Raw genomic sequence first — 17,191 nt, forward strand, 5'->3', positions numbered from 1 at the left:
GATCCGTGGTGGACATCAATCACCTGTCGAGTCGAGATGGCGGGCGAAGAAGCGCGCGGCATCTTCGCTGGCGAATGAGGGGACGCCGGTGTGTCCGCCCATGTTGGCGTAGAGGGTCTTCTCGGTCGATGCGAAGGCATCGAAGAGATCGAGCGCCATCTGTCGATCGTTGCCCTCGTCATCCCATTGCAGCAGCCCATGGAGGGGGATCGTGATCCGTCGCGCTTCGTCCATGGTCGATCGCGGCACGTAGCTTCCGGCGAACAGGCCCGCGGCTGCAATGCGCCGATCGGTCGCGGCCAGGCGCACGGCGACCGCGATGACCCCGCCGGAGATGGCGACCCGATCCCCGATCTCCGGAAGCCCAAGCACTGCGTCGAGTGCGGCCTGCCACTCCGGCACTGCCCGCTCCACGATGGGAAGGATGAGCCGGTCGATGATGTCGTCATCGGGACGCTCGCCCACCGAGATCGCGCGCACGAGGTCGGCACGGGCTTGTTCCGCGCCCGGCAGCGGGTGCCGGTCTCCGGCACCTGGCAGTTCGAGAGCAACCGAGGCGAAACCCTGTGCGGCGGCGCTGCGTGCTCGGACCTCCAGACGGGGGTGCATGCGCCGTAGCCCGAGCCCGCCGGGCTGACCCAACAGGATGAGCGGAACGGGGCCGGCCGTCGACGCGGTGGGTGGTGTCCAGAGGATGCCGGGAATGTCGCCGAGGGTGAACTCGCGTTCGATGGGTCCCTGGTCAAGGCGGGTTTCGGAGGTGAAGTGCATGGTCGTGCCTTCCGGGAGTGCTGCAAGGATGCGGCGCTCCCGGGCGACCTATCGCCCGACCGTGACTCCCGTGGGGAGCACCCACGTCGATTCGTTCACGGGTACCACCTCCTCGAAACTCCTGCACGGACCCCTGAAAGCTACCAGCATCCGCGACACCATCGAAATAAATGTGTCGCCGACGCGATCGCTCAGATGCTCGCCATGTCACTGCTCCGCAGTCTCGGCCAGTGGGCGATCCCGACCTATGCGATCGATGGCCCAGGGGCCGAGGACCGTACCGCTCGCGATGACAGCGGAGAACACGAGGTACGCCGGAGCCCACCAGCCACCGGCGATCAACGCGCCTGCAGCGACCACCCCGATCGCGGCGCCGATCGTGTCGGCGTTCGCCTGCAGACTCATCCCGCGGGCGACGCGGTCGCCGCTCGCCTCCGAGACGAGGGTCTTCTGCAGAGGGTAGAGGAGGCCCAACGCGGCACACACGAAGACCCACAGCGCGGCTATGACGATCACTGGAGGGGAGACCGCCAGCGCAGCTGCGCTCCCCGCAGACGCGATGGACGCGGCGGCGTAGCCGGGTTTGCGACCCCATCGCTCGACGAGACCGTGCAGGAGGCGCGGGAGAATCGTGAGCGCGATACCGCCCGGCAGGTAAACGAGCGCGATCTGCCAGACCTGAAGGTTCAGGGCTTGCAGCTGCAGGAGCAGCGCCAGACCCACGCCCGCCTCGGCGGCGGTGACGAAGACGCCGAGCGCCAAGAGCGGTGCGAGTCGACGGACATGTCCGCGTGTTCCGCCCGCGAACTCTTCCCGCACGACGAGCGGTTCCTTCGGCACGAACAGAAGGCGCACCGCGGCGGCGATCGCCGCGGCGGCGAGTCCGATGAAGACGGCCGAGTATCCGTAGGATGCAAGGAGAAACATCGCGGGCGCCCAGAAGATCCAGGATCCGAGGGCCTCGGAGGACATCAGCCCTGCAAACGTCCCCGAGTCGTCCGACAGGTATTCGGCGGCGATGGCGCGCAGCGAGATCCAGAACAGGGGGCCGGCGACGCCGCCGACGGCAGCCGCGACGAACGCCATCCCGGGCGTATCTGCGAACGCGTAGAGCACGCAGCTGGCGCTGTAGAGGAACGCTCCGACCGCTGCGACTCGGGTGCGCGGTCGCGAATCGGCGAGATACCCGGCAACCGGTCGCATGAGCACCGATACCACCAGCTCCGCGGCCACCAGCCATCCGACCACAGACGTACTGAGCCCGAGCACCGCGCCCCCCCAGAGCGGAATAAGGAAGTCGAGCAGATCGACGGGGCCACTCAAGAGGGTCGCGGACGCCCCGATCGCGCGGCGGCGTGCGGAGGTCGTCGACATTTGACCACCCTAGGGGGATTCTGCGCTGGTACCCCCGTCGCAGCCGGCCCATTCGCAACTCGATCGATGCTCCGTGCCTCCGAGCCGCGTCGACCTGGGTAGCGCTCGACGCGCACACCGCCTTGAGGTCTCGCAACCAGCCGATGTGGATACCGCGCGGCTGCCGGCCCCTCCGACCACAGCACATAGACGCCTGCAAGCGGATCGTCTATCGGACAAGCGTAGGGACGAAGGTTGCTGCTTACGCTGGCGTCTCGAAGATGATCTCTCGGCCGTCTTCCTCACCCCACTGCTCGCCGTTCTCGACAGACCCGTATCCGTCATCTATGTTGTAGGTTCCCGCTCGAGATGGCGGAGAGTGACGGGATTCCACGGTAGTTGGCAGCGGTTTCGGGTTCAGGATTCCACGCGGAATGGCGGATTCCTACACGCCGATCTCGTGGGAGGCCAGCGCGCGCACCTCCGTTGCGGGCGTGAGCTCATGTCATCGGTGTTGGCACCATCTCGAGGCGTGTGCGAAGCCGATTGAGCTGCTCGAGGCGGCCGAACATCTCGCCACCGCTACGACGACGCTCTAGCTCCCGATGCGCACGCTCGGCGAGCTTCCGTGCACAGTCGAGGTCGACATTCGGCAGAGCGATATTGTGCTCGGCGGCAACCACGATGCCCGTGACGATTGCCGTGAGCGTGTTCACCTGCCCCGAACGAAGCTCTCCCTCCCCCGCAAGTGTCCACGGGCTGACATCTATGATCTGGGCTGTCATTTCAGCAGCCTCTCTCGCGAGATGGCGCTGGCGTTCCGGTGAACCCGTCCGATCATGCTGGACGCAGAGCGCACGCACAAGCACCTGAAGTGCTACGCGAAGGCCGGTCGTGGTCCCGTGCATGCGGCTGGCTGCTCGTCGGGCGGGTACGACGACGTCGCGCTGCAGCAGGATGCTGAGCTCGATATCGTCATCGGCGTCGCTCCGTGAGAGATATCCCGCGTAGTTGTGTAGATGGGGGGCGAGCAATTCGGGCAGCGCGTGCCGCGTCGAGGACTCCGACTTGGCGAGCAAAGTTCGTGGGTTCACGTTCAGCGACTCGAAGAACACATGCCAGTCGCTTGCGAGGTCGTGCCGCAGCTGTGCGCTCGTGTCATTGTCACCTCGCTCCTTCGCATCGTCGGCGACAGAGTTTACGATCGGCGATAGCGAGCGGACGAACTCTGCGATAGACCCTTCGTCGACAATGCCCGACCTCGCGAGGGCCTTCATCTGCTCGATGTCATCGCGGAGCAGGTGAGTCTGCGCAACAGCTTCTACCGAATCTCGCTCCAGGGCCTGCGCGATCACCTTGTTGCGCCACTTTGCGCGCGCCCATGACACGAGTGGGTCGTCGGGTGCGAGAACGGCTTCCGCGAGAACGGCGAGCCGCTCGGACTCGCTGACTACCCGAAGCTTGACGCTGGAGTCTGGATCGTCAGCTGCCGCCGTGGCGGGGTTGAAGCGAGCGTTGTCGCGTAGCATTCGGTGAACTTGCAGGATGACCCAGATCGTCGCGCGCTGCGCCGTCAGCGACAAGCGCCGCAGTTCACCGGCCGACGGAATCCGCGGCAGCATTAGTTCCATATCGCACGCGAGGAGATCAGTCTCTGCGATCTCATCGATGAAGGCGTTGATGCAGCCCAGGGGTGAAATGAAGGCGCGCATCCGCCGCGAGCCGTTGTGAGGGCCGAGCCACGCGAAGCCGCGGTCGGGCGAATCGAGCATGTGCTTCAGCCAACGCGAGATCAGGTCTTCACGAAGAAACTTTTCGCTGGCGTCCTCGCCCATGCGGGGCCGATCGCTCTCGACGTCTGATATCTCGTCGAGATCAGGGCGATCGGTGTCGCCAGTCATTACGAACTGAACGGTGTGATCCAGAATGCTCAGGGTTGTGGACTGGTCTGCTCCAAGACTCGGAAGCTCGTCACCGCCCAGCGCGCCATGGCGGACTTCATACGGGGCCCATGAGTGGGAAAGTGAACGCTGAACGTTGCGAGACGTAGCGGCGGCGACAAAGAGTGCCGGCTGGGACTTGTAGCACTCGAGCACGAGTATCGCCCAGATCGCGGCGCGCACTTCGAGTATCAGCGGCACGTTGCGCTCAGTCAGTCCCGTAGTACGAATCACCTCGTTGAACACAGGCACAAGCGGCGCGAAGAGCGTCTCCGCCCCCGCGAGCAGGGCGCCCGCCTTGCGATTCGGGCGAAACCGATTGAGCGTCGCGGTGGCAATCCGTTTGTCGCTGCCGTTGTCGGGCTCGAGCGCCCCCTGACTCAAGGCCTGCAGCGTCAGCTCGTCGAACCGGGTGAGCTGTACATGACCAAGGGGATTCTCCTCGAACGGGACGCCGAACAGCATCGCGGCGTTGCGGGCTAGCCGATCTGCAGTCGCGGTTGCACGCCGCCCTTCGGTGGGCGCCGGTACCGCCACCGGCATCAGCATCATGGCATCGGGGAACACTGTGCACACGATACTCGCTATTCACACGACGGTACAGTCACTTGCACTCGAGTGTTGACAACTATACAAACATAAAAATAGACTCAACCGTCAAGAGCAAGCGGGAGGTGATGCACATGGCCACAGACAGCCCCGCCACTCTGCTCACCGCCGCCCACGGCTTCTACCAGTTCGCCGTCCCGCAGGACGTCTTCGATCGCAGCCTCTACTACAACCTGCTCCTCCAGCCCACTATCGCAATTCCCGACCACTACTTTCTGCAGAGTGCGGGCATCAGCGAGCATCTCCGGCGCTACCGCGGGCGTGATTCGTGGATCGAGTCTGGGCTCCGGCACGGCTACATCCAGCCGTACTTCCGGCGGGAGGGGGCCTCGCTGTCCCAGCTGCTCGACGAGATGCGAGGCTCCGATCGTCGGGGCTTCGACAGTCGGGCAGCCGACATCGCGGAGCGACTGGGCGGCACGCCGTTCACATCCGTGCCGTGGTCTTCGTCGTCGAACTCACGGGCGTTCCACTACGCATTCCGGCGCTACATGACGACCGAGCATGCGCCGCTCCTCGAGCTGCGGGTCGACCCCGACGACTTCACCGGCTTCTGGAATCGCAGCAGGGAGTGGATCGGCGACGAGCTGCGCACCGCGACCGAGCGGTCAGCTGACCTTCTCGGCACCAAAGGACTGCTCCTGAGCCAGCTGATCCAGGTATCGGGTGAACGCCTCTTCGGACCTGATTGCGAGCGGATCTCGAGTGTCGATGAACTGCTCCTGCTCGCGCGGACGCGGATCGGACCAGGCGCAGAGCGCGATCTCCGCGCCTACTACACGTGTGCCTGCGAGCTTTACAACAGGAGCCTTGCTGACACGCTGCTGACGGCGGCGGGGAGCCCGGGCTGGACGCACTTCGTTGCCGCAATGGATCTGTGGCGCGACGACATCCTCTCCCCTGACGAGGGGGACATTCCCGATGGCAGCGAGTACGACACGACGATTCATCTTCCTCGTATCGAGCATCTCCGCACGGTGAGCGGCGACGTCCTGACCGCGATCCGGCGAAGCGACTCATGCCAGCGCTACTTCGAGTCACTGGGGGGGCTTGACCCCTGATCTTGGACACGCTGATTCCAGCACGATGCTGGGGAAGCGAGAATCTGAGGGATGGCAAGGAAGAACTACACGGACGAGTTCCGGCAGCGTGCGGTGGATTTGTACGAGTCCACGCCGGGCGCGACGCTGAAAGCGATCGCGGCCGATTTGGGGATCTCCCGTGGTGCGTTGAAGGAATGGGTCGACAAGCTCGGATCCGGGACCGCTGCGGCCGGTTCGGTGTCGCCGCCGGTGTCGGTGCGGTCGGAGTCGCAGGCGGCGAGGATCATCCGGTTGGAAGCCGAGTTAGCGGTCTCGAGAGCGGAGCAGGTCAAGCTCGAGACGGAGCGGGACATCCTCCGTCAGGCGGCGAAGTATTTCGCTGCGGAGACGAACTGGTGAACCGCTTCCAGTTCGTCGAGGACCACAAGGACGCCTACGGCGTGAAGCGGTTGTGTGAGGTCATCGAGATCGCCCGGTCCTCGTTCTACGCGTGGCTGGCCGCAGCCCCGGGACGGGCCGCGCGAGCCGCGGACGACGCCCGGTTGGCGGCACGGATCCGGGTGCTGCAGGACCCCGCGCAGGGTGGTGACCGCGCCTACGGGGCACCGAGGATCACTGCCGACCTCAACGACGGCGTCCCCGCCGCCGGGCGGGTGAATCATAAGCGGGTCGCTCGGGTGATGCGGGAACACGCGCTCGCGGGGATCCGACTGCGCCGCCGGGTGAAGACCACGATCCCGGACCAGTCCGGACGGAAGTTCCCCGACCTGGTCGGGCGGGACTTCAGCACCGGGGAGCCGAACCGCAGGTATGTCGGCGATATCACCTACCTCCCCATCGCGGACGGCAGCAACCTGTATCTGGCGACCTGCATCGACCTCGGGTCGCGCAAGCTCGCCGGCTGGCAGGTCGCCGACCACATGCGCACCGAACTCGTCGAAGGCGCTCTCCGCGGCGCGCACCGCGACCGCGGATCGCTGGCCGGCGCAGTGTTCCACAGCGACCACGGCTCGGTCTACGCGTCGAAAGCCTACGCAGCACTCTGCGAGCAGCTCAAGGTGACCCAGTCCATGGGCGCGGTGGGCACGAGCGCCGACAACTCGCTGGCCGAGAGCTTCAACGCCGCGCTCAAACGCGAGCTCCTCCAAGGCGCGTCGGCGTTCCCCGATCAAGCCACCGCCTACCGGGCCGTGTTCCGGTGGACGAACCGATACAACACGCGCCGACGCCACTCCGCGATCGGCCAGATCACCCCGAACAGCTACGAGAACACCTACGCGGCCGCGAGATCAGCTACCCTCACGGAAGCGGCATAACCGAAATGACACCGTGTCCACGATCCGGGGTCAAGGCCCGGGAAAGTGGAGGTCTTCGCCGACCGATCGCCGCAAGAAGGGCGAACTCGTCGAGACACTTAAGCGCTATTCGATCGAGATCCGCAAACAGGTCGGCCAGCCCAACGTGCTCGGGCTGCGCCCGCGAATGATCGACACCGTCTCCGACCTGGCGAGGATGGTGGAGCGTGTGCCGGGCGTGGTACAGGCGTTCTACGTCGCAGCAGGCAGCGCGGCCGCGTCCGCGGCCACTGGAAGCCTGTCACCGTGGGTGCCCGCGGGGTTCTTCTCCGTGCTCGCACTGCAGACGATCGCCAAGCATCGTCCGTCTTCGCAAAGCGTGAAGCTGAGGATGTCCGCGTCCGCCGGGGGACGCTTCCACCCGGACGTCACGATCAGCCGTCCACTTGACACGGGCGCACCCACTCCGAGACAGGCCTAAAAGGAGGTGCGCCGTGGGGTCGAAGACAATGGAGCTGGTGCTGGTGCGGCACGGGACGAGCACCAGAGCGCAAGAGGGCGTCTGGGGTCGTCTCTACGACGCGCCGCTCGCCGACGGGTTCGAGTCGCAACTGATGCGCTCGCGGCTCGAGCTGCAAGACGCCGCGTCTTCGACGATCGTGTCGTCTCCGCTCACACGATGCATGCAAACGGCCGCGTTCATCTTCCCGGATTCACCCGTGGCCCCAATCTCCGCGTTCCGCGCTTTCCACTCCGGCATATTCGAGGACGCGACCGAGAGCTACATCCGGGAGCGTCATCCTGAGTACCTCGAGCTGACCTACCGTCAGAGATTCCTGAACCCGCGCTACGGCGAGGAGAGCATCCACGCGCAAGTGCGCAGAGTCGCCGGTGGCCTCTTCGACGTGCTCGACACCGATGACGAGCAACTGGTCATCGTCAGCCACTACAGCTCTATGAACATCATCGCGAACATCGGGGTGCGGAACTGGCGGGTGGACACACATGCCGACGGCGCCTATGACATTGCGTTGGGCTCTTACTTCCGGCTCCTGATCGACCCGGGCGCCGTGCGTGAGGACATCGCTCGGCAACTCGACTACCAACCACAATGGCAAGACTGAGAGGAGCGTCTCATGGCAGAGTTGGCGAGTGCGCCCGTTGGCGGGCAGCTTCTGGTCATCGAAGGCTACGACGGATCAGGAAAGTCCACGCTGATCGAAGCGCTGCACCGGCGCCTGCCGTCGCGATCGATCCGCGTCATCGGGCGCAAGTCGGAGCCAGAACTGCGTGACATCGCTGCGATTCTCGAGCGCGAAGATATGCGTCCCGATCCGCGGGCTGAGATGCATCTTCGCATCGCCGTCGAGGTCGAACGCATGGCATTGGTAACGCGCGCTTTGGAGAGTCATGACGTTGTCGTGTGCGACCGGGGTGTCATCAGCCTCGTCGCCTGGTTCGGCTACCTCAACGTGCTGCAGGAACCGTTCGCTCCCTCAATCAATGAGATCAAGCACCACTACCGCGACGCGATCACCCTCATCTGTCAAGCCGACTTCGACACATGCTGGAGCCGATCGTCGCGCAGACCGGCGCAGTCACGGAAGGACCGGCTGGGCGAGGAGGTCAATCGCGGATACTTCGTCCAGTACGACGCGGCCGTACACTCGCATCTCGAATCGGAAGCCAACAACGTCGTCATCAACACCGTCGCGCTGGATGTCGACAGCTCAGTCGACGTGATCTTGAGTGTGCTGAAGCCGAACCTCGAGCCCTCGTCCCGCGGGAACTGACACCACCACAGGGGACGTCACCAGTCAGTCCTCGGCAACGCTGTCAGCAGCGTCGAGGCCGGGCAATGTGAGAGCAGTCGCTTCGGTCTCGTGCTGAGGCACAGGCTCGCGCGGCGCCTGCACAGGCTTAGCGAACCCTGCGATTAGTAGCTCGCTGAGGTCGTCCTTCAGAGAGCCAAAGCTCCGCAGGAACGCTGCAATGAGGCTCACGCTTGATCTTGCCGCTGGATCATTGAGTCGAAGCTGAGCCTCCGCAGCTTCCGAGATATCTCGCCCGCGAGCTAGCCGCTCGTGAACGACGAGATCAAACTGTCGAGGCAAATCTCGGAGCGCGGGCTGACGACCTAGTCGGATCGCGAGTTCTGCAGCAGAGTCAGCCCAATCCGGCGGTGAGGGCTCAAATGCGCCCATGGCCTCGGTCCGCACCTCGGGCGAGGCCTTCGCCGCAGCGAGCAGTCCACTGATGAACTTGTCGAAGTCGCGCGACAACTGGCGCATGCGTTGAGCGGGCACAACTCCGTCTGCGAGGCGTTCGCGGAGAAAGCTTGTGAATGCACTCGGATCCATCGGGCGGACAAATCCCACGATGTTTACGAGGTTGAGTACCCAGATACTGAGGGTCTCCGAAATGAGCCACCGCACCGCGAGCTGTTCGTCATCCTTGACGCCGGGCGTCCAGCGATGGCAGAGCGTCTCAAGTAGACCCAGGCTCTGCTTCAGTGCAGCGAACGGATCGAGGAACCACACGGTGGAAGTGAGGAACTTGAACGCGGGTCCGAGCGTGGGATCGTCCTTGCTGATTACTTTGACTGAGCGCCGCAGAAGCAGGGCGTTGGGTCCGTGGGCCCCAAGATCTGTGAGTTTCGAGAGATTCAGTGCGGCCTCTCGCGCCTGAAGGTCGTTGATCGATTCGACGCTGACGCGGGAATGGCGGCCCAACTCGCGGGTTCTGGGCGTCACGCTCGAGGCAACAGTCAGTTCCGCTCGCTCTGCGCCTACCAACTCTTGCAGTCCGCGTAGCCACACAATACGGTCGAGTGGTTTCGGCGCGCTCTTCCCCGTCCCGCTCTTGGACTCGCCAATGGTCCGGTGAGTCTCGAGCCCGGGACCAAGCCCGATGGCGAGTAGGTCCAGGTCGGTGACTTGAATGAGCTCCGCGCCGTAGTAACTGATGAGGTCGATGCCTACCCGAGTGAAGTATCCCTCCCAGAACCACACTTGGCCTACGCGGCATTCGAGTCGATCACCGGGGGTTAGCGGGTCGGTCTTGACGGGTGGCACGTTGCAATTCCCTTCTCAACTCGAGGATCGCTGATCTCGCGATCTCGTCAGCGGCTCCGAGGTCGCCCGCGCCCGCACGTGTTTGCTCCGGGTTGGTGAACTCGCCTGGAGCGCGGAGGAGGTTCACCGTCGGGTCCGTCGTGCCTGCGGACGTTGATGTGTTCTGAAGCCACGCAAGCCCGCCTTCGACGATCTCCTCCTTCACAAGTTCGAGGTACGCTCGGCCGTGGTCCGTTTCGCGGACGCGAACGATACCGTGCGCCTCAAGTAGGTGGTAGTCGGTGCTGATGTTGCTCGCGGGCCCAACGCTCCCGCGGTTTAGGAGCGCCCGCACGAGAACGACAGGATCGTGTATTCGACCGCCGCTACGTTCTGCTCGTTCATGCCCGAAGAGCATGTGCGCGACAAAGAGCTTGCGCTGGTTCAGCGCCTCAGTGGTTGTGAGCCGGTCGTCCTCCGACTCTAGAGTCGGTGAAAAGACGTACGTCTGCGCTCCGGATCCTCCCGTCGACTTGACGGTGGCGGCCTGGACGAGTCCCACCTTCTGCGCGGCGCCGAACACGCCGGGGGTCGGTTGAGTGAGGAGTGGAAGTGCGAGGCCGGGGTGTTGCGCTGCCTGTTCACATATGCCGAGAAGCGCGTCGCGCTCGCCCGGGGGAAGGCCACGGAGGAACGACGCGATCTCAATCTGTCCTGACTCCCACACGTAAGGGCTGAAAATTACGTCCTCGGCGAGATCGACGGAGTTAACGCGCTTTGTGAGGCCTGTCGCCAGTGCAAGGTTCAGACCGGTTTCGGTGACTTGGTCGTTGAATCCTCGGCGGTGGAGTTGGTCGAGATGTTGGGTGGTCGTCAACGGGGCGAACGATGCGACTTCGATCGAGTGCAAAGTTGCGATCTCATCGATGGTGGGGTTGAGCTGCTGTAGAACGCGGTAGGACTGTTCTATGAGGTTCCCGGTTACGCCCAGAAACTCTTGTACCTCGATTACAACGCCTTGTGTGTCCAGCACGAAGTCTGCAACATTGGCCGCCTTCAGTGCCGGCAGCACGGTCGAGTGAAGTGATTGCCTTCCAATTCCTGCCTGAACAGCGAAAGACTCGAGAGCGGATGCGCTCAAGGGGTCGGGCCTTGACCCCGGATCGTGGACACGGTGTCATTTCGGTTATGCCGCTTCCGTGAGGGTAGCTGATCTCGCGGCCGCGTAGGTGTTCTCGTAGCTGTTCGGGGTGATCTGGCCGATCGCGGAGTGGCGTCGGCGCGTGTTGTATCGGTTCGTCCACCGGAACACGGCCCGGTAGGCGGTGGCTTGATCGGGGAACGCCGACGCGCCTTGGAGGAGCTCGCGTTTGAGCGCGGCGTTGAAGCTCTCGGCCAGCGAGTTGTCGGCGCTCGTGCCCACCGCGCCCATGGACTGGGTCACCTTGAGCTGCTCGCAGAGTGCTGCGTAGGCTTTCGACGCGTAGACCGAGCCGTGGTCGCTGTGGAACACTGCGCCGGCCAGCGATCCGCGGTCGCGGTGCGCGCCGCGGAGAGCGCCTTCGACGAGTTCGGTGCGCATGTGGTCGGCGACCTGCCAGCCGGCGAGCTTGCGCGACCCGAGGTCGATGCAGGTCGCCAGATACAGGTTGCTGCCGTCCGCGATGGGGAGGTAGGTGATATCGCCGACATACCTGCGGTTCGGCTCCCCGGTGCTGAAGTCCCGCCCGACCAGGTCGGGGAACTTCCGTCCGGACTGGTCCGGGATCGTGGTCTTCACCCGGCGGCGCAGTCGGATCCCCGCGAGCGCGTGTTCCCGCATCACCCGAGCGACCCGCTTATGATTCACCCGCCCGGCGGCGGGGACGCCGTCGTTGAGGTCGGCAGTGATCCTCGGTGCCCCGTAGGCGCGGTCACCACCCTGCGCGGGGTCCTGCAGCACCCGGATCCGTGCCGCCAACCGGGCGTCGTCCGCGGCTCGCGCGGCCCGTCCCGGGGCTGCGGCCAGCCACGCGTAGAACGAGGACCGGGCGATCTCGATGACCTCACACAACCGCTTCACGCCGTAGGCGTCCTTGTGGTCCTCGACGAACTGGAAGCGGTTCACCAGTTCGTCTCCGCAGCGAAATACTTCGCCGCCTGACGGAGGATGTCCCGCTCCGTCTCGAGCTTGACCTGCTCCGCTCTCGAGACCGCTAACTCGGCTTCCAACCGGATGATCCTCGCCGCCTGCGACTCCGACCGCACCGACACCGGCGGCGACACCGAACCGGCCGCAGCGGTCCCGGATCCGAGCTTGTCGACCCATTCCTTCAACGCACCACGGGAGATCCCCAAATCGGCCGCGATCGCTTTCAGCGTCGCGCCCGGCGTGGACTCGTACAAATCCACCGCACGCTGCCGGAACTCGTCCGTGTAGTTCTTCCTTGCCATCCCTCAGATTCTCGCTTCCCCAGCATCGTGCTGGAATCAGCGTGTCCAAGATCAGGGGTCAAGCCCCGTCGGAGAATCCATGGATGCGGGCAACGAAGTCCATCGCTTCGCCTGCGTGAAGTAGTGACTCGAGTCTGGGTCTGAGAGCCGGGTCGATTGTGCGCGAGGCTTGATGAACCCGCGTCACAGCGCGCCCGAGTCGCCGGTCGGACTTGTTGACGTCCTCATCGGCAGCGGTGCTCTCCGCCATTCGATTCTCCTCACCCGATACCGAGAGCCTACTGACCGGGCGTGCGCTCCTCGCAGTGCGCTCGTCTCAATTGGTGGGGAGTCGCATTTCGAGCACCCGCTGCCATTTGACGACGTCCGCGGCGTCCTCGGGTCGAAGACTGCGCATGTGTGCCAGACGATTCCGAATCGGCATGATCTGCGCGCTGAACTGTCGCCAGTGAGCGGCGCTCAGCCCCAAGTCGCCGATTTGGGAACGGTCCTTCAGTTGGAGCAACTCCCCGAGTGAGAGCCATTCGAGAGGATCGCGCAATTGCTTGACCGACGTGGCGCCTAGGTATGCCGATTCGCTCGCTCGCTCGAGCACCTTGCCGGGAAGGTCGCCGTTCAGGCACTGCATGCGCCAGTTCTCCGCCCATGCGGCGATTGCTCGGCGACGCACTTCGCGTCGGATGATGCGCTCTATCTTCCAGAGTCCCGAACTCACCTCGGCGAGCTGCTGTTGAGGCTCGAGGGCATCCGCGAGGACCTCGTCGAGCGCCTTCTTGAGCGGCCCGAGATGCTTCGGAAAGTTCCATGTCCGGGTCGCACCGTTGGGCGCTGTGAGGCTGGAACCATCCAGCGCCTCGAGCTCCCTCGCGTTGAGCAGGCCCAGCGCGCTCTGACCAACCAGCAGGTTCTCGTACACGACACGATCGAGAGACGCACACAGATTCGTACCGAGTTCTGTCAGCGTCCGGCACAGTACTTCGGCCGGGGAGGCGCCGTCTTCAACGCACGTTGGCCACTCGTGAGCGCCTGTGCTCTTGACGACCGGAGCATGCGCCAGGCTGGCGTCGTCAAGGAGCGAACTCCCGACCACTGGAGGGAAAGCAATCCGAGGCGCCCGGGAGAGGAGGATGACCCTGCCGCCGGCCTCGACGTCGCTGAAGACGCGCTCGCGTAGCGCACCCATCTGAGTGGCCTCACTCTGCATCGTGAGCGACTCCATCTCGTCGATCACGACTGTTCCGGTGGTAGGTGGGCCGTCTTGCTGCAAGTAGTCCCGGACGCGCGTCACGTTCACCTGCGAAGCCGTCAGAGCACGGCGGGCTGGCTCGTTGCTCGAGCCCAGCTGCAGGAACACGACACGGAGTTGCTCCGCTTTTCGGTGAACGCCCAGAATCCAGTCGGAGTAGTCGGTCGCGCTCATACGAGCTCCAGGATCACGCTGACTTCGAACTCGCCATCCTGTTCGTGGATCAGGCCCAGGTCCTTCAGCCGACGAACTGCGACGTGCTCGCTGGATGCGAGTTCCTTGAAGTCGGCTGGACTGTCCATCAGCACGTCCAGCATGACGGCCTCGTTCGCGTAGTAGCGCTTGACGTGTTGGACCATCTCCTCAATGTTGCCTTGGACGCGACTCTTCCAATCATCAAGTTCTGTGAGCACGGAAGCGCGAGTCATCGTACGTTGGAAGACGTCGGTCGGAAGGTGCTGCACGACGGCTGAGCTCAGATTTCGATACAGATAGGCGTGACCACCGGACGCCTCGTGGAGTGCCTCGAGCGCACCGGGTTCGATCTGGATGCCCATCTTGCCGCCGACGGTGCTCGCGAGGTCGTCCGCCTCTTCTCGCTCGAGCGGCTTGACGTACACGGCCTTCGCCCAAGAGAAGAGGGGATTCGGTCGACCATACAGTCGTCCACCTTCAATGATGGCGCTTGTAAGGCCGGACAGCACGAAGGTGAAGTTCTCAGACTCCTGCACGATGCTCCTGAGCGCCGATAGCAGCTGCGCAATGCGCGGCATGTCGCCTTCAGCGATATCGATGCGATCCGCTGGGGTCAAGTACTCGATCTCGTCCAGGAGGAGCAGGATCCTATGCCCGTCTTTGTGGAGGTGCTTGAGTATCGCCTGGAGAGCGTTCTTCAGGTCGAGGATGCTCGGGCGTTCCTGCAGCTGCGAAATCTCTTGGGTGCGCAGCTTGTGAGATTTGAGTTCAGCAATCAGTCGTCGACGCAGATCGCTGACGATGTCGTCGGTGGGGTCTTCCGGCGGAGACGGGAAGGCCTCCAGGTCCATGAGGACGGTCACCACTTTGTCCTCTTGCAACTCCTCCTTCAGCTGCATGAGGATGCTCGTCTTGCCCGACTTCCGCAGTCCGAAGACGCCTGTGACTCGCTGGTTGAACACGTCGTCACGCATCGACTGCAGCAGTGTCCTGCGGCCGAAGAAGCTCGCGCCATACACGGGAGTCGTCATGTAGAAGAGGTCTCGGGCGTAGATGTAGTCGCGAAGAAGGGTAATTAGCGAGAGTTCGTCTTCGTCGTCAATCAAGAGCGGGATCGCTAGTTTCGCGGGTCGCGACCAGTCGTTCAGTTTGATCTGTAGACGCCGATCGGGCGACCACATGAAGAAGATGTCCGGAGTGATGGAGCGATCGGCGCCACCAAGCTCGCGGGCCGCAGCCTGGAAAGTCCGGCCCTGGAGATCCTCATGCGGACTGTAGAAGATCATCACCTCGCGGGTAAACCCAAACCCGGCCTCGATCGCTCCACTGAATCGCACATGGACGATCGCGCAGTCCCTGAAGCCATCCTGACGGCAGAACCCCGCGTAGACCACCTGGGAGCCGAGGCTTCGCAGAGCGTCGATGTGGTCACGCAGGACCGGGTACTTGTATCGAACGCGCTCGACGTTTGCCAGCAGGTCTGGGTGCTGGGGCGGCGCCACTGCGCCCGATCGCCAGCCGAACTGTCGAGTGGATGGTGCGGTCGGATCGAATCCCGGCCGATCGACATGCGGGTCGACGTGCTCACGTCGCATCGGCGATGGCCGAGGCGAACCGGGTCGAGGGGGTCGGGCACCGAACGACGCCCTCACCTTGCGAGCAACTGGAGCTTCTATCGATGAAGACGGGCTCTTGACGAACTCACCAAGTTCTCGCAGACGGACCAGGACGGCCTTTGCGTCGACTCCCAGTTCGGCGGCGAGCTCGTGCACTCGCATCTTCGCCATCTGTTCTCCGCTCGTGGTCACTTGGCCCGCTGTGTCTGCCACGGGCTGTGCATCACCGGCGAAGCCGGGTTGCCAGATCAGTTTGTTGCATGCTGCAGACACCCGGCTGCGATGACACGGCGCGATCTATCGGTCGCCGTCCGCCATCCCACCGAGGCGACCGCGCCTTCAGCAGCAGGTTCAAGTGCCGCAGGTGGACTACCCAGCGAGATGCGATCGGTCCGGCGCGTCGAGTGAGATCGTCTTCCCACCGGCCGCTAGGTGTACTTCCCCGTGACGTTGTGAACGCGGGCTGAGGGGGTCTGGCCGCCGATCCCGGTGTGGGGTCTGTGGTGATTGTAGTGATGCAGCCAGGTCTCGTAGGCCGCGGCTCGCTCTGCTTCGCTGGCGTAGGGCTTGGCGTAGGCCCATTCGGCGGCGAGGGTGCGGTTGAAGCGTTCGACCTTCCCGTTGGTCTGCGGCCGATACGGCTTTGTCCACTTGTGCTTCACACCGTCGCCGAGCGCGTCCGCGAACGCGTGTGACCGGTAGCACGCGCCGTTGTCTGTCATCACGGCGGTGACCGTGACTCCGAGGCTCGCGAAGAACGCGTTCGCGCGGGTCCAGAACCCTGCCGCGGTCTCCTTGCGTTCGTCGTCGAGGATCTCCGAGTACGCGACTCTCGAGTTGTCGTCGACGGCGTGGTGCAGATACCGGTAGCCGCGGGAGCCGGCCGCTCCTGACCGTGCGGCCTTGTCACGGACGGATCCCGCGGCACGGTCCTGCGCTGATCCGCGGCCGAAGGCGCGCCAGCCGCCGCCGTCAGGGATCCGGCCCTGCTTCTTGATGTCGACGTGGATCAGCTGGCCCGGTCTTGCGACCTCGTACCGCTTCGGCGTCGGCTTGCGGACTGGCAGCCCGGTGGCCTGATCGATGTTCACGAGCTTCGGCATCCCATACCTGGCCAGCACCCGGCCGACCGTCGAGCGGGCAAGGCCCAGGTGATACGCGATCCGGTGCGGACCCCACCGGCGGGTGAACCGCAACGACACGATCCTCCGCTCCGTCTTCCGCGGGAGCCGGTTCGGCGAGGTCTGCGGCCTGAAGCTGCGGTCCGTCAACGGCAGCCCGGCCCGATACCGGTCGACCCACCGTTTCGCCGTCGCGGGCGAGCACTGGAACCGTTCCGCTGCCCGCCGCAACGACCAGCCCCGATCCACGACGAGGACAGCAAGACGACGACGCCCTTCCGGCGTCAAAGGCGCGTTAGCGTGAGACACGAAGACCTCCGTGGTCAGGATGCGAGTGTGGTAACCCACATCCTGCCCGGAGGTCTTCGCCTACCTCACCCGTTCACAACCTCCCGAGGAAGTACAGCTAGGCCTTGCTGGGTCTCGGGCCAGAGGGCGTCCAGGCCCATGCCCGCAACTAACGCCACGCATCGCTGGATGTCGATCAGGTCTTCTGGGGCCGCTTTCAGCCGCTCG

General features: G+C 64.2%; 14 protein-coding genes. 5 read left to right on the forward strand and 9 right to left on the reverse strand.

Annotation, left to right across the window (positions count from 1 at the left end; all coding sequences use genetic code 11):
- Positions 1 to 15: 15 nt before the first annotated feature.
- The 3 genes from JOE53_RS13795 to JOE53_RS13805 all read right to left on the reverse strand — a co-directional run bounded on the left by JOE53_RS13795 (position 16) and on the right by JOE53_RS13805 (position 4,631).
- The gene (locus JOE53_RS13795; protein ID WP_045247061.1) at positions 16 to 771 is read right to left on the reverse strand and encodes a dienelactone hydrolase family protein; all 756 of its coding nucleotides are present in this window, start codon (positions 769 to 771) and stop codon (positions 16 to 18) included.
- A gap of 207 nt (positions 772 to 978) precedes the next feature.
- Positions 979 to 2,145, reverse strand: coding sequence for an MFS transporter (locus JOE53_RS13800; protein ID WP_045247062.1), 1,167 nt, complete (start codon positions 2,143 to 2,145; stop codon positions 979 to 981).
- A gap of 479 nt (positions 2,146 to 2,624) precedes the next feature.
- Complete coding sequence (locus JOE53_RS13805) at positions 2,625 to 4,631, reverse strand: hypothetical protein (RefSeq protein WP_204948049.1); 2,007 nt, start codon at positions 4,629 to 4,631, stop codon at positions 2,625 to 2,627.
- Positions 4,632 to 4,672: 41 nt separating this feature from the next.
- Between JOE53_RS13805 and JOE53_RS13810 the strand changes: the two genes are divergently transcribed.
- From JOE53_RS13810 to JOE53_RS13830, 5 genes are all read left to right on the forward strand, one after another.
- A complete protein-coding gene (locus JOE53_RS13810) occupies positions 4,673 to 5,734 on the forward strand; it encodes a hypothetical protein (protein ID WP_204948050.1) in 1,062 nt (353 codons plus the stop codon).
- 51 nt (positions 5,735 to 5,785) lie between these two features.
- Positions 5,786 to 7,032, forward strand: a protein-coding gene (locus JOE53_RS13815; RefSeq protein WP_204946851.1) for an IS3 family transposase whose coding sequence is annotated in 2 segments (ribosomal slippage) — positions 5,786 to 6,098 and positions 6,098 to 7,032 — 1,248 coding nt in all. Because the reading frame shifts where the segments join, the coding sequence is not laid out codon by codon here.
- A gap of 13 nt (positions 7,033 to 7,045) precedes the next feature.
- Positions 7,046 to 7,492 carry a hypothetical protein gene (locus JOE53_RS13820; RefSeq protein ID WP_204948051.1) on the forward strand — a complete coding sequence of 149 codons (447 nt, stop codon included), beginning with the start codon at positions 7,046 to 7,048 and terminating at the stop codon, positions 7,490 to 7,492.
- A gap of 13 nt (positions 7,493 to 7,505) precedes the next feature.
- Entirely contained in the window at positions 7,506 to 8,135 is a 630-nt protein-coding gene (locus tag JOE53_RS13825) for a histidine phosphatase family protein (RefSeq protein WP_204948052.1), read from the forward strand.
- 21 nt (positions 8,136 to 8,156) lie between these two features.
- Positions 8,157 to 8,804: an AAA family ATPase gene (locus JOE53_RS13830; protein ID WP_204948053.1), complete on the forward strand. Its 648-nt coding sequence runs from the start codon at positions 8,157 to 8,159 to the stop codon at positions 8,802 to 8,804.
- 24 nt (positions 8,805 to 8,828) lie between these two features.
- Here the strand turns inward: JOE53_RS13830 and JOE53_RS13835 are convergent, their stop codons facing one another.
- The 6 genes from JOE53_RS13835 to JOE53_RS13860 form a co-directional block, all read right to left on the reverse strand.
- Positions 8,829 to 10,085, reverse strand: coding sequence for a hypothetical protein (locus tag JOE53_RS13835; RefSeq protein WP_204948054.1), 1,257 nt, complete (start codon positions 10,083 to 10,085; stop codon positions 8,829 to 8,831).
- Positions 10,048 to 11,136, reverse strand: coding sequence for a hypothetical protein (locus tag JOE53_RS13840; protein ID WP_325168509.1), 1,089 nt, complete (start codon positions 11,134 to 11,136; stop codon positions 10,048 to 10,050). The genes JOE53_RS13835 and JOE53_RS13840 overlap by 38 nt, the downstream gene beginning before the upstream one ends.
- A 114-nt stretch (positions 11,137 to 11,250) precedes the next feature.
- Positions 11,251 to 12,497, reverse strand: a protein-coding gene (locus tag JOE53_RS13845) for an IS3 family transposase (RefSeq protein ID WP_204946851.1) whose coding sequence is annotated in 2 segments (ribosomal slippage) — positions 11,251 to 12,185 and positions 12,185 to 12,497 — 1,248 coding nt in all. Because the reading frame shifts where the segments join, the coding sequence is not laid out codon by codon here.
- A 316-nt stretch (positions 12,498 to 12,813) separates the two neighbouring features.
- Positions 12,814 to 13,917, reverse strand: coding sequence for a hypothetical protein (locus JOE53_RS13850; protein WP_204948056.1), 1,104 nt, complete (start codon positions 13,915 to 13,917; stop codon positions 12,814 to 12,816).
- The gene (locus JOE53_RS14855; protein WP_204948057.1) at positions 13,914 to 15,767 is read right to left on the reverse strand and encodes a translation initiation factor IF-2 N-terminal domain-containing protein; all 1,854 of its coding nucleotides are present in this window, start codon (positions 15,765 to 15,767) and stop codon (positions 13,914 to 13,916) included. The genes JOE53_RS13850 and JOE53_RS14855 overlap by 4 nt, the downstream gene beginning before the upstream one ends.
- Positions 15,768 to 15,982: 215 nt before the next feature.
- Positions 15,983 to 16,984, reverse strand: a complete 1,002-nt coding sequence (locus JOE53_RS13860) for an IS481 family transposase (protein ID WP_204948058.1) — start codon at positions 16,982 to 16,984, stop codon at positions 15,983 to 15,985.
- Positions 16,985 to 17,191 lie beyond the last annotated feature (207 nt).

The sequence above is a fragment of the Microbacterium laevaniformans genome, from assembly GCF_016907555.1.
In the GTDB taxonomy this organism is placed as follows: domain Bacteria; phylum Actinomycetota; class Actinomycetes; order Actinomycetales; family Microbacteriaceae; genus Microbacterium; species Microbacterium laevaniformans.

What these genes read in the sequence shown, in the direction of transcription:
- JOE53_RS13800 (WP_045247062.1), bottom strand. Translation starts at nt 2,145, where the DNA reads ATGTCGACGACCTCCGCACGCCGCCGCGCGATCGGGGCGTCCGCGACC.
- JOE53_RS13795 (WP_045247061.1), bottom strand. Translation starts at nt 771, where the DNA reads ATGCACTTCACCTCCGAAACCCGCCTTGACCAGGGACCCATCGAACGC.
- JOE53_RS13850 (WP_204948056.1), bottom strand. Translation starts at nt 13,917, where the DNA reads ATGAGCGCGACCGACTACTCCGACTGGATTCTGGGCGTTCACCGAAAA.